The organism is Streptomyces hazeniae, from assembly GCF_031845485.1.
Lineage (GTDB): Bacteria > Actinomycetota > Actinomycetes > Streptomycetales > Streptomycetaceae > Streptomyces > Streptomyces hazeniae.
This window is the reverse complement of sequence record NZ_JAVREQ010000030.1, coordinates 60320-72201: the sequence shown is the minus strand read 5'-3', so window position 1 is coordinate 72201 and position 11882 is coordinate 60320. Positions and strand designations below refer to the sequence as shown.

16 protein-coding genes are annotated in these 11882 nt (G+C 72.4%); 11 read left to right on the top strand and 5 right to left on the bottom strand.

Features of this window, described 5'->3' with window-relative positions:
• Nucleotides 1-26 precede the first annotated feature (26 nt).
• Both RM572_RS25525 and RM572_RS25520 read right to left on the bottom strand, forming a co-directional pair.
• Nucleotides 27-275, bottom strand: coding sequence for a DUF397 domain-containing protein (locus RM572_RS25525; RefSeq protein ID WP_311675734.1), 249 nt, complete (start codon nt 273-275; stop codon nt 27-29).
• Nucleotides 272-1105: a helix-turn-helix domain-containing protein gene (locus tag RM572_RS25520; protein WP_311675733.1), complete on the bottom strand. Its 834-nt coding sequence runs from the start codon at nt 1103-1105 to the stop codon at nt 272-274. The genes RM572_RS25525 and RM572_RS25520 overlap by 4 nt, the downstream gene beginning before the upstream one ends.
• A 162-nt stretch (nt 1106-1267) precedes the next feature.
• Here RM572_RS25520 and RM572_RS25515 point away from each other — a divergent pair, with 162 nt between their 5' ends.
• Nucleotides 1268-1651 (top strand): ATP-binding protein, encoded by a 384-nt coding sequence (locus RM572_RS25515; RefSeq protein WP_311675732.1) that lies wholly within the window; start codon nt 1268-1270, stop codon nt 1649-1651.
• Nucleotides 1652-1778: 127 nt separating this feature from the next.
• Here the strand turns inward: RM572_RS25515 and RM572_RS25510 are convergent, their stop codons facing one another.
• The gene (locus tag RM572_RS25510; RefSeq protein ID WP_311675731.1) at nt 1779-2150 is read right to left on the bottom strand and encodes a hypothetical protein; all 372 of its coding nucleotides are present in this window, start codon (nt 2148-2150) and stop codon (nt 1779-1781) included.
• Nucleotides 2151-2350: 200 nt separating this feature from the next.
• Nucleotides 2351-3247 carry a helix-turn-helix domain-containing protein gene (locus tag RM572_RS25505; protein ID WP_311675730.1) on the bottom strand — a complete coding sequence of 299 codons (897 nt, stop codon included), beginning with the start codon at nt 3245-3247 and terminating at the stop codon, nt 2351-2353.
• 330 nt (nt 3248-3577) lie between these two features.
• Here RM572_RS25505 and RM572_RS25500 point away from each other — a divergent pair, with 330 nt between their 5' ends.
• The 3 genes from RM572_RS25500 (at nt 3578) to RM572_RS25490 (ending at nt 6420) form a co-directional block, all read left to right on the top strand.
• A complete protein-coding gene (locus tag RM572_RS25500) occupies nt 3578-4432 on the top strand; it encodes an SAM-dependent methyltransferase (protein WP_311675729.1) in 855 nt (284 codons plus the stop codon).
• Nucleotides 4433-4528: 96 nt separating this feature from the next.
• Nucleotides 4529-5815 carry a cation:proton antiporter gene (locus RM572_RS25495; RefSeq protein WP_311675728.1) on the top strand — a complete coding sequence of 429 codons (1287 nt, stop codon included), beginning with the start codon at nt 4529-4531 and terminating at the stop codon, nt 5813-5815.
• 170 nt (nt 5816-5985) lie between these two features.
• The gene (locus RM572_RS25490) at nt 5986-6420 is read left to right on the top strand and encodes a hypothetical protein (protein WP_311675727.1); all 435 of its coding nucleotides are present in this window, start codon (nt 5986-5988) and stop codon (nt 6418-6420) included.
• A 42-nt stretch (nt 6421-6462) separates the two neighbouring features.
• On the opposite strand, the gene RM572_RS25485 is transcribed toward RM572_RS25490, so the two are convergent.
• Nucleotides 6463-7467: a helix-turn-helix domain-containing protein gene (locus RM572_RS25485; RefSeq protein WP_311675726.1), complete on the bottom strand. Its 1005-nt coding sequence runs from the start codon at nt 7465-7467 to the stop codon at nt 6463-6465.
• Between the two features lie 58 nt (nt 7468-7525).
• Here RM572_RS25485 and RM572_RS25480 point away from each other — a divergent pair, with 58 nt between their 5' ends.
• The 7 genes from RM572_RS25480 (at nt 7526) to RM572_RS25450 (ending at nt 11879) form a co-directional block, all read left to right on the top strand.
• Nucleotides 7526-8737 carry an MFS transporter gene (locus RM572_RS25480; protein ID WP_311675725.1) on the top strand — a complete coding sequence of 404 codons (1212 nt, stop codon included), beginning with the start codon at nt 7526-7528 and terminating at the stop codon, nt 8735-8737.
• 195 nt (nt 8738-8932) lie between these two features.
• Nucleotides 8933-9754 (top strand): SigB/SigF/SigG family RNA polymerase sigma factor, encoded by an 822-nt coding sequence (locus RM572_RS25475; RefSeq protein ID WP_311675724.1) that lies wholly within the window; start codon nt 8933-8935, stop codon nt 9752-9754.
• A gap of 80 nt (nt 9755-9834) precedes the next feature.
• On the top strand, nt 9835-10062 hold the full coding sequence (locus RM572_RS25470) for a DUF5133 domain-containing protein (protein ID WP_311675723.1): 228 nt from the start codon (nt 9835-9837) through the stop codon (nt 10060-10062).
• Nucleotides 10063-10160: 98 nt separating this feature from the next.
• Entirely contained in the window at nt 10161-10697 is a 537-nt protein-coding gene (locus tag RM572_RS25465) for an STAS domain-containing protein (RefSeq protein ID WP_311675722.1), read from the top strand.
• Nucleotides 10685-11122, top strand: a complete 438-nt coding sequence (locus RM572_RS25460) for an ATP-binding protein (protein ID WP_311675721.1) — start codon at nt 10685-10687, stop codon at nt 11120-11122. Before RM572_RS25465 ends, RM572_RS25460 begins: the two co-directional genes overlap by 13 nt.
• A 65-nt stretch (nt 11123-11187) precedes the next feature.
• Nucleotides 11188-11448 carry a ribbon-helix-helix protein, CopG family gene (locus RM572_RS25455; RefSeq protein ID WP_311675720.1) on the top strand — a complete coding sequence of 87 codons (261 nt, stop codon included), beginning with the start codon at nt 11188-11190 and terminating at the stop codon, nt 11446-11448.
• On the top strand, nt 11445-11879 hold the full coding sequence (locus RM572_RS25450; RefSeq protein ID WP_311675719.1) for a type II toxin-antitoxin system VapC family toxin: 435 nt from the start codon (nt 11445-11447) through the stop codon (nt 11877-11879). Before RM572_RS25455 ends, RM572_RS25450 begins: the two co-directional genes overlap by 4 nt.
• Nucleotides 11880-11882: the final 3 nt, after the last annotated feature.

Here is an 11882-nt window from a genome sequence, read left to right as displayed (position 1 = left end):
AGTGACGTGACCCACGGTACACCCGATTAGCCCTGCTTCGCGGCGAACTCCACGAAAGAAGCCCAGGCCAGAGCTTTGACCGCCACCTGCGGCCCCCGCACGCCCACCTTCGAGTCCCGCACCCGGATGGCATCCGGTGCGTCGGCGACCTCTACGCAGTTTCCGCCGTCCGACCCGCTGTAGGACGACTTCCTCCAGGCGAAGGCCACCTCAACGCAGTTCCCGCCCTCGGGGCCGCTGTAGCTGCTCCTGAACCATGCCGAATCGGTGTTCATTGCTCCCCTGCCAGGCGCTCGATCAGACGTGCGGACTCGTCGATGTTGAGTGCTCGCGAGCGCAGCTTGCCATAGCGCAGGCTGAAGGCACTCACGGTTTCCGCATCGGTGATCACGGATCCGAGCCCCTGGGACTCCAAGTAGCCGACCCGCTGGTGGTCATGAGTCTCCAGGAGAACCATTGGTCCGTGGCAACCCGGGTGGGCACCTGTTCTGGCCGGGATGACCTGCACTTCGACGTTGTCGAGCTTCGTCACTTCGAGTAGGCGGTGCAGCTGTGCCCTGAGAGCGGGGGCGTCGCCCACGGGATTGCGGAGTACCGGTTCCCAGAGGACGAACGAGAACTGTGCTACGGGAGCCCGGCTCAGCAGGCGTTGACGTTCCAGTCGGGCCTCGAGGTGCTGTTCCAGCACGTCAGGTGGAAGTGGCGGGCAATGCACGCCGAAGACTGCACGGGCGTAAGCCTCGGTCTGAAGTAGGCCGGGAACGATCTGCGGTTCGTATTCGAAGCGGCTCACGGCCTCCACCTCGATCTTCGCGAAGTCCTGGAAGAACTTCGGAAGCTTCGCCAGCTCGACTTCCTCCTGGAGGGCGAGCAGAGCGCCGTTCGCGGGGAGGACGCGCTCCATGGCTTCGGTGAACTCCAGCTTCGCCGGTCGGCGGCCCTGCTCCACGGATGCCGTGTGCTCGTAGGAGTAGCCGGCCGCCTCGGCTAACTCCGTCTGGGTCAGCCGCTTCTGCTCGCGGAACAGCTTCAACAGGCGCCCGTAGCAACGCCACGCCTCCGGGCGTGCCTCCTCCGTCGCCCGCGGCTTCGCCTGACGTCCCATTGGTTCCCGTCCTCGACCCGTCATCCATCCGTACGTATCCCGTACCAGCCCGTACGTCGCCGTCGGTACACACGGCTGCTCTCCCTCACGCTAGGCGGGTGACGGGACGCTCACGCTGTGAAAGCAGAGAATCCACCCCACACGGCGACACACACCTTCCGCATGCGTTTCAGCTCCAGCCGTCGGGGCGCGCGCCTGGCCCGTCGGCTGGCCGCCGAACGGTTGGACGCGTGGGGGCACCCATACGACAGCCGCGTCACCCGTGACGCCGAACTGATCGTGGGGGAGCTGTGCGCCAACGCCGTGCGCCACGGGCACGTCGCCGGGCGCGACTTCGCCCTCGCTCTCGCCGTCACCGACACGACCGTCCGCATCGAGGTGTCCGACGCGCGCGACGAGCGGTACCCGCCGCTCACCGCCCGAGCGCCGCTGGAGCCGGCCGAGTCGGGCTACGGCCTGCTTCTCGTCGCGGCTCTCGCCGACGACTGGGGCGCCGAGCCCCGCACGCCGGTCGGCAAGACCGTGTGGGCGGAGCTCGCCCGCTGACCAACCCGCGCACCGGGGTGTCTCCCACCGCCGCCGGGCGGGCCTCCGCAGGGGAGACCCGCCCGACACGGCCCGTCACCGTGCCTGTCGCCGTCGCCGTCGCCGTCGCCGTCGCCTCCGGACGGCGTTACGGCTGGAGCGTGATGGAGTTGATCGGCGTCAGGTCCTTGTCGATGTAGGTGAAGGCCTGCAGGTATCCCTGGCAGCCGGTGCCGTTGAAGCCGGTGCAGGTACGGGCCGTCGCGCCGCCGGACTGGTTGTTGAAGAGGCGGTGCACGCCGTACTCGTCCGTGAGGTTGTGCGCGCCGTAGCTCCAGTAGACGTGCTCCGGGTTGCCGTTGTTCCAGGACGCGTTCGGGTAGATGCACACCGCGCCGTACGGGCAGCCCTGGTAGGTGCTCCCGGCCGGCGCCGCCTGGGCGGCGGTCGCGCCGACCGTGGTCAGGGCGCCGAGCGTGAACGCCAGTGCTGCCGCGCGCTGCAGGATGCGTCGTCGCATGGTTCGTTTCCCCCAGTAGGTGGTGGCAGCCCCCTCGTCGGGGCTGGTGGAACGAGCTTCGCGGAGCGCCCCCAGCGGCGTCGAGGAATCCCGCCCGTCCCGGGACGGGATGAGACGGGACGCCTCCGACCAGCGGCTTTCCCGCGCCGGACGAGACCTGACGGGACGTGGGACGCCGTCTCCCGGGGAGCGCGTCCCGCTCAGGATCTGGTCTCGTGCGGCGACGCGGCAGGGGCGGGGGACGCCCCGCCGCGAGGCGTGCACACCGTCCGGCCCTCCGCCAGGGTCACGCAGGCGCGCGCCGAGGCGGGGAAGGGTGCGTCGACCATCGGCGAGTAGACGTCGTGGCCGTAGACGATCGTGCGACGGGCGCTGTGGTCCTCCGGCCCTTCGACCACGGCCGCGTCCCCGACGTCGGCGTAGCTGACGCGCGCCCAGGCGGCCTGGCACACGGGGCTGTACCGCAGCTCGACGTACCGTGCACCGACCTTCCGCACGGCGGCCGTCCAGACCTCCAGGTGGCAGCCGAAGCGTTCCGCGTCCCTGCCGTTGCACGCGAAGCCCACGCATCCGGGTGCCTGGTTCGTCGCGTCCTCCGCCGCGAGGGAGGACGCCCCCGGCCCCGCCGCCGCGCCGCCGTCGCCCGGGAGCAGCGCGACGCCGATTCCCGTCGCCACGCCCATGAGTAGACCGAGGAGTATGCACAGCGCCGGCACGGCGAGCCTGCGGCGCGGCCGGCCGGTCGCGTCCGGCCCCGGCCCGGCGGGCACCGGTGGCCCGCCCGCCACCGGCGGCCCTGATGCCTCCGGCTCGGGCTTTGCCGGGACCCCGGTGCCCTCCTCGTGCGTCTCGGCCAGGCCATGCAGCACCAGCAACCGCCCCGGAGGCACGCCCACCGCCGACGCGAACGCCCGGACCGCCGCCTCCGGCGGCACCGACTTGCCGTTGAGATACCGCTCCCACGACGACTTGCTGTAGCAGGTGCGCTCGGCGAGCGCGGCCAGCGTCAGCCCGCTCCGCCCCCGCAACGCCCGCAGCTCACGCGCCAGATCCTTGCAGCGCCCGTTTCCGGGCAGCACCTTCCCCCTCGCCTGCATGGCGATTTCCCCCCGAATGCTGTGAAGTTGGTCGAACGTCAGACTAGCGGGCGAGAGTGACATCGACGACGGTCCCCGGCCGCCGTCACCCGGACGCGCGCGGTGAACCGTTTCGGCGGGAGGCGCGGGCGTGGGTCGGGCGGTCCACCGGAACGCGTCGCGCACGTCCGGCCCGGCGCCCGGGCGCCCCCGAAACGGTCTCGCCGGCGCAAAGGCCGTACCGACGCGGTGGTTGATGTGCAAAAACGATCACGAGCGGCGGTCGTCGTCCCTACGATGCAGGTGTCCGTCCACCGACCGATCCACGGGCGAGTCCCGCGCGGAGGCACCATGACAGCGAGCCGTTCCGGCAACACTCCACCACGGGATCTGGGACTCGACCGGCCTCACTCCGCCCGCATGTACGACTACTACCTCAACGGGAAGACCAACTACGAGGTCGACCGCATAGGCGCGGAGGAAGCCCTGCAGGCGTGGCCGGCCGCCCGCAGCGCCGCCCGCGCCAACCGGTCCTTCATGCACCGGGCCGTGCACGTGCTCACCGGCGCCGGGTTCACCCAGTTCCTCGACATCGGCACCGGCATTCCCACCAGTCCGAACCTCCACGAGGTCGCCCAGGGCGTGCACTCGGAGGCCCGCGTCGTCTACGCCGACAACGACCCCATCGTCCTCACCCACGCGCGTGCCCTGCTGGCGAGCTCCGCCGACGGGCGCACCGCCTACGTGGAGGGCGACATCACGCAGCCGGACGGCATTCTCGGAGCGCCCGAACTGGCCCGCACCCTCGACCTCACCCGGCCCGTGGCGCTGTCCATGAACGCAGTGCTCCACTTCGTCCCCGACGACCGCGATCCGTACGGGATCGTCGCGCGCCTGCTGGCCGCGCTGCCGTCGGGGTCGGCGCTGTTCCTGTCGCACGTGACGGCCGACATCGACCCGGGGGGAGTGGGGCGTCTGGTGGACGTCTACAACGCGAGGGGAGTGCCCACCCAGGCGCGCGGCCGGGAGGAGGTGGCCCGCTTCTTCGACGGACTCGACCTACTGGAACCCGGGATCACCCTCGCGCACAGGTGGCGGCCCGACGTGTCCGTTCCCCTGCCCGCCCACGCCCTGCTCCCGAAACCCCGCAAGGCGCCCGGCGACGACGAGGTGAGCCTCTGGGCGGGGGTGGCACTCAAGCCCTGACCCGGAGACCGTCCGGGTGCCCGGGGCGTGTGTGGAGACGTCGGATAAGGTCGCCCCTGCTTGACGTCTTCTTTACTCGTCCCCGGGGGGCCCTGAGTGGTACTCGTCGCGGTCTTCGGTGCCGCTCTTCTGATCGCCGTCCTGCTGTCCGGGCTCGCCGCCCGGTCCGTGCTGTCGACCTCGCTGCTGTTCCTGGTCGGTGGCGCGCTGGTCAGCGACGGCTTCCTGGGACTCGTCCACATCTCGCCGGAGAGTGAGATCGTCGCCGTCACGGCCGACCTCGCCCTGTTCGCCGTGCTCTTCACCGACGGCATGCAGGTCCGGTTCTCCGAGCTGCGCGCCCGCTGGAAGAACCCCGCACGGGCCCTCGGACTGGGCATGCCGCTGTGCTTCCTCGGCATCTCGCTGCTCACCCACTACCTCGTCGGCCTGGACTGGACGACCTCGTTCCTGGTCGGTGCCGTGCTGTCGCCCACCGACCCCGTGTTCGCCAGCGCCATCGTGGGGCGCAAGGAGGTGCCGGGGCGGCTGCGGCAGCTGCTGAACGTCGAGAGCGGCGTCAACGACGGCCTCGCCCTGCCCTTCGTGCTCATCTTCATCGCCGCCGCCGGGCCGACGATGGACGCCGCCGACGCCTCGTTCGGCACCATCTCCCTGGAACTCGCGCTCGGCCTCCTCTTCGGCGTCGCCGCACCGCTGCTCGTCGCCGGTCTGATCCGGCTGCCCGTGCTCGGCGCCGAACCCAAGCTGCAGCCGCTGCTGCCCCTGGCCATCGGCACCGGCCTCTACGCCCTGTGCCACCTCACCCACGCCAACCCCTACCTCGCCGCGTTCAGTGCCGGCGCCGTCCTCGCCGCCGTCTCCCCGGAGGCCAAGCACGCCTTCGAGCCGCTGGGCGAATCCCTCGCCGAACTGGCGAAGTTCGCCGCCCTCCTGGTCTTCGGCGCACTCCTCACCCCGCAGCTCTTCGCCGACCTCTCCCTCGGCGGCTACGTGGTGGCCGTGCTGGCCATCGTGCTGGTCCGCCCGGCGACGCTGCTGCTCTCGCTGGCCGGCACGGAGTTCGACCGCCGGGAGCGCCTGACCGCGGCCTGGTTCGGACCGAAGGGCTTCGCGTCCGTCGTCTACGGGCTGCTGGTGCTCCAGGCGGGCATCCCGCAGGGCGAGGAGGCGTTCACGCTCATCGCCGTCACCATCGCCTTCTCGATCATCGCCCACAGCAGCTCCGACGTCCCGATCGCCCGCGCCTTCGACGTCGAGGAGCTGGTCGGCATCCCGGACGACGACCGCGGCCCGCGCTGGCCGGTGGGCAAGGGGCACCGCAAGCGCCGGGAGGCAGCGGACGCGGCCACCGGCCCTTCCGAGAAATCTCCCGAGGACTGACACCGGCCCGCCACAACCCGGCAACGGGAGCGCGCTCCCGTTGCCGGAAATGCGTAGTGTCCACGCTTGCGAAAACGTTCACACTTCACTGGGCCCGCCGCCGCGGCCCAGTGCGTCACCACTACGAACCGGGCTGCCGCGCGTTCCCCCTCCCACCCGCGAGTACGACGATGCCCAAGAACGGAAAAGCCGCCCCGCCGACGGACACCGCGCTGGCCGAACTGGTCGACGCCTGGAACCGGCTCCGCCCCGCCGACGCACTCGAACGGCGCGTCGCCGAGGACGACGATCACGGCCCGGAGAACCTCATACGCCTCGTTCGCGCCCTCGACCAGTCGGCCCGCCGTACCGGCGGCACCCTGGTCCACGCCACCGACCAGCTCCCGGGCGCCGAGACCGGCGCCGGAGCCCTCCACCACCTGCTGGAACTCCTGCACCACAGCGGAGCGTCCGCCGCCGTGTCGGCCGCCCGCGCCCTCGACGCCCCGACCCGGGGGCGCATCCTCGCCGTGCTCCGTGCGTTCTGGCAGACGCCGATGAAGAGCCTCGGCCGCCCCCTGAACGACGCCTCGTCCGCCTTCCGCCGCGCACCCTGGCGTTCCTGACCTGACCTGCCCCGCCCCGCCCGCTCTGCCGCGCCTCCCGCGTCACCGCTCCCGCTGCGCGGCGACCAGCGTGTCCCCGGCAGGCGTACGGAAGTAGAGGACCGAGCGGCCCGCCCGGCGGCGTCCGACCAGGCGCGCGTCGAGCAGCACCCGCAGATGGCGGCCCACCGACCCCAGCGCCAGGCCCGTCAGCGCCACCAGGTGCGTGGTGCTCTTCGGTGAGTCCAGCGCCACCAGCACGGCTGCTCGCCCCGGACCGAGCAGCCGCCCCAACGCCTCCGGCGGGGGCGTCCGCTCCGGCTCGGCGAGCAGACCGGCGCACGGATACACCACGGCGTACCGGGCGGGTGACTCCTCCGCCCCGGTGCGCCACGCGACCCAGCCGTGACGCGCCGTCACGGGCACGAACGCCAGCTCCGCGTCCGTGATCCGGCGCGGCGGATTGTCGTGCGCGTTGATCCGCAGGCGCCCCCGGCCGAGCCAGCGCAGCCTGCCGCCCATGCCGTCCAGGGCCGCCGCCCAGCCGCCGCGGCTCACCGCGTCGGTGCGGGCCAGCACGTCCGCCTCCAGCACCCGGCGGCGGCGCGACCAGTACGGGCGTACGGTCTCCGCCCACACCCACTCCAGCAGGTCGGCAGCGCGCCCCGGCAGATCGTCCCGGCCGGCGAGAACCGGCGGCAGCGGTCCGCGCAGCGCGACGGCCAGGTCCGCGCGCGCCGCGTCCGGCGGCGTGTCCCGTACGGCGGGCAGCTCCGCGGCGACGTCCGGCGTGCCACGGGCCGTGACCGCCGCGGGGAGCGGTGGACGGGCCAGGAAGTCGGCGATCCAGGTGCGGCCCAGCGCCGCCCGCACCAGCTCCGCCGTGACCGGGTCGGCCGCCAGCCGCTTCCGGTACGCGGGAAGATGCGCGTCCAGCCAGGCGCGTTCGGCGGGCAGTGCGGGCGCGCCCCGCGCGAGGGCCGTCAACGCGCCGGTCGTCTCGGCCAGCGGGGACACCGTGAAGCGGCTGCCCGCCAGGGCGTCCGTACCGACCTGCCACCAGCCCATGCTTTCGCCTCCCTGCGAAACATTAACCCCGGTTCCGCCGCCCCCACAGACTCCGCCCATGCACACCTACCGCGACCTCTTCCGCACCCCCGAGTTCACGCCGCTCTTCCTCACCAGCACCCTCCAGGTCGCCGGATCGACCGTCAGCACGCTCGCCCTCGGCACCCTCGTGTACGCCTCGACCGGCTCCCCGCTGCTGTCCGCGCTGGCGATGTTCGGGCCCTCACTGGCCCAGGTGCTCGGCGCGACCGTGCTGCTCTCCGCCGCCGACCGGCTGCCGCCGCGGGCGGCGCTCACCGGACTCGCCCTGGTCTTCGCCCTCTGCACCGCCGGGCAGACCGTGCCCGGCCTGCCCGTCTGGGGCACCTTCCTCCTCCTTTTCGCCCTCGGCACCGTCGCCGCGCTCGGCGGCGGCGTGCGGTACGGCCTGCTCCACCAGATCCTGGCCCGCGACGGCTTCCTGATCGGCCGCTCCGTCCTCAACATGTCCGTCGGCACCATGCAGATCTGCGGCTTCGCGGTGGGTGGTGTGCTGCTCACCGCACTGGCGCCGCGCGGCGTGCTCCTGGGCGCCGTGGCCCTGTACCTCGCGGCAGCCGTCGTCGCCCGCCTCGGCCTCGCCCGCCACCCCGCCCGCGCCGCCGGACGCCCCTCCCTCACGCAGACCTGGCGCACCAACGCCCTGCTCTGGTCCTCCCGCCCCCGCCGGGCCGTCTACCTCGCCCTGTGGGTGCCCAACGGTCTGATCGTCGGCTGCGAATCGCTGTTCGTCGCGTACGACTCGGAGCGGGCCGGCGTGCTGTTCCTGGCGGGAGCGGTCGGCATGCTGGCCGGCGACACCCTCGTCGGCCGCTTCGTGCCCGCGCGGTGGCGGCAGCGGCTCAGCATGCCGCTGCGGGCGCTGCTCGCCGTGCCGTACCTGCTCTTCGCCCTCCACCCGCCGCTGCCCGTCGCGGTGATCGCGGTCCTCGTCGCCTCCGTCGGCTTCGCCGCGAGCCTGCTGCTCCAGGAACGCCTGATGGCGCTCACCCCCGACGAGACCAGCGGGCACGCACTGGGGCTGTACTCCGCCGGGCTGCTCGCCCTGCAGGGTGTGGGCGCGGCCCTCGCCGGTGCCGTCGCCGAAGTCACCTCCCCGCCCACCGCCATGACCGCCATGGCCCTGCTCTCCCTCGCCGTCACGGTGGCCCTCACCCCGGGGCTCCGCGCGCAGCCCGCGCCCGGCGCGCCGGCCCGGCGTCCGTCCCCCGCCGGCTCGCGCGGCGACTAGCAGAAGGAAGGCCGGGCGAAAAGAGTTCGGTGCATCTCCGTTTGGCATCGGCGCAGCCGGACAGAAGACCGATCAGTGCTTCGGAACAGCAGGCACATCACGCGGGAGTCCTCCCAGTTCCTCTTGGGCCCCGAGGTGTTGTGCAGGCCTCCCGCGACCGTCAGAGCACACGGACCGCGAGGAGCAGGAGCGCTCATGAGCGCCGTACGGGACACCACGAAGCACGCCCGCAGGCACGACGACAATCCCGACACCGACGCCGACTTCCGTCGGCTGGCCGGTCTGCCCGAAGGGCCGGAACGGGAACTGCTGATCGAGGGCCTGGTGGAAGCCTGGCTGCCGATGGCCCACCGGCTGGCCCGCCGGTTCCGCGCCCGCGGAGAGCAGCTGGAGGACCTCGAACAGGTCGCCGCACTCGGCCTGGTGAAGGCCGTCGACCGCTACGACCCCGCGCAGGGGTCGTTCCCGTCGTACGCGGTGCCTTCCATCGTCGGCGAGGTCAAGCGGCACTTCCGCGACCACAGCTGGCACGTGCACGTGCCGCGACGCGTGCAGGAACTCCGCAACAAGGTGCGGGTCGCGATCCGCGAACTGGCCGTGACCGCCGACGACCGGTCGCCGACCATCGCCCGTATCGCCGCACAGGCAGGGCTCACCGAGGAAGAGGTGCTGACCGGCATGGAGGCCATCGAGAGCTTCCGCGCCCTGTCCCTGGACGCCCAGCTCCAGGGCGGGCAGGACGACTTCTCGCTGGCGGACACCCTCGGGCAGACGGAGGGCAGCTACGACGCCGTCCTCGACCGCGAGACCGTCAAGCCGCATCTCGAGGACCTGCCCGAACGGGAACGCCGCATCCTGCACCTCCGCTTCTTCCACGACATGACGCAGGCACGGATCGGCGAGGAACTCGGCATCTCCCAGATGCACGTGTCCCGGCTGATCCAGCACGCCTGCACGCAGGTGCGGGAACAGGTCCACGACGACGCGGCCCGGCGGCCGGTCGGTGTCGCCGCCTGAGGCCGCGCCGTCCGACGCACGCCCCCGTCAACGCAAGCCCGCCCCCACCCGTACACCGCCCGCACACCGGAGGAACCGTCATGCTCATGGCCCACCCCGCCGTCCTCATCGACCTCGTAGCCCAGTACGAAGCACTGCAGGCCCTGCACGCCGAGGACGGCAGTGCCGAAGCCCGTCAGCGGCTGGACGACATCGCGTACACCCTGTGCGTGGCCACCGGCACCCGCGACGTCGACGCCGCTTTGATAGCCGCCCGCCACCAGCTTCCCGGCGCGCGCACCCGGGACGACTCCGTCCTCCCGGCCTGACCGCCGGTCACCACTCCTGGGCCCCGGCTCCCCGTTCCCCCCTGGCGCGCCGGGGCCCAGGCCTCCGTCACGAGCACGAGAAAGAGCGAACGCCCACCATGTCACCGCCGCACCACAGAACCCGTCACGAGACCCCCGGCACGGCCGAGCACGCCACCCCCGCCGGGCACACCACCGCGTCCGGGCAGGAGCGGGCCTCCGGCGAGGCGCACCTCGCCGTCGACCGGGACGTGACCGGCGACGTGCTCACGATCCGCGTCGTGGGCGCCATAGACGCCGACACCTGCCCCGACTTGGAGGTGGCGCTCACCTCGGCCGCCGAACCGGCGGTGCGCAGCACCGTGCTGGACCTCTCGCGCGTCGACTTCGCGGACTCGTCCGCCCTGCACACCCTGCTCGCCGCGCAGCGCGAACACCGCGCGGCGGGGCGGCAGATGGTGCTGGCCGGACCGTTCAGCGCGTCCCTGTACCGGCTGTTCACCATCACCGGCACCGACGCGTTCTTCACCCTGATGGATGTGCCGTCCCTTCCCCGCTCCGACACCCCCGACGGCCCCGCCCGCCGCGACGAGGGCGAGCGGTCGGACGGTGGGCACACGACAGGTGAGGTGGAGGCACGGACATGGAAGACCTGAGAAGCGACCACCCGGTCCCGCACACGTCCGGGCGCGCGGGGGCCCTGCCCGCCAGCGCGGCGCATGCCCGTGAACGCGTCCTGCAGGTGCTCAAGGACTATCTCGGCCCCCGGTACGCGGAGGCGCTGTGCGACGACGTCGTGATCGCCGACGCGCTGCTGGTCACCTCCGAACTGGCCAGCAACGCCATCCGGCACGGCGGGGGGATCACCGGCTTCGACGCTCGGTGCGTCGACGACCGGCTCACCCTCACCGTCAGCGACCCCAGCGACCGGATGCCCCCGGAGACGGGCGACCTGTCCGTCGGCCCCACGGGAACGGGCGGCTACGGCTGGGCCCTCGCCTGCGGCCTGGCCCGGGACATCACGATCACCCCGCGCCCCACCGGCGGCAAGACCGTCACCGCGCACCTCCGCCTCCGCTGAGCACCCGCCGGGACAAGGCATCCTCGGGCGCGCCGTGCGGGTTATGGTGCTGCTAGCATAGCCATATGGCGATGAAGAGGACGACCGTGATGGTCGACGAGGAAGACCTGCGCCTGGTGAAACTGGCCGCGGAACGGGAGGGCCGGCCGGAGGCGGAACTGATCCGGCGCGCCTTCCACCAGGTGGCCATGTCGACACGCACCTGGGACGAGCCGTTCTTCGAGGAGACGCTGGACCTCGGTGGTCCGGTGCGCGAGAACGAGATCCGGCAGGGTGTCGAAGACGCGGTGAACCGCCGGCGCGGGAGCGGCGAGGACGCTGCGTGATCGCGGTGGGGGACACGTCGGGGCTGATCGCGGCGTTCAACCGCAGCGACCCCGAGCACGACGCATGCCGCGCGGTCCTCGGTTCGGTCGGCCTCCTGGTGGTCTCGCCGCTCACCGTCACGGAGATCCACCAGGTCACCGCCAGCCGGGCCGGTCGCTCGGCCGCCGACACGGCGGTACGGATGCTCGTGCAACGGTTCCGGCAGACCCGTGCCGTGCTCGCCGAGGTCGGTCCGGACATGCTCGCCGACGCGCTGAGCCTGCGCGCCCGGTACGCCGACCTCGACCTGGACCTGGTGGACGCCGCGAACGCGGTGGTCGCCGCCGCCTACGAGACGGACTGCGTGCTCACGCTCGACCGGCGCGACTTCCGGGCGATCCGGCCGCTGACGCGGCACCGTGCGTTCCGCCTGCTGCCGGACGACGCCTGAACG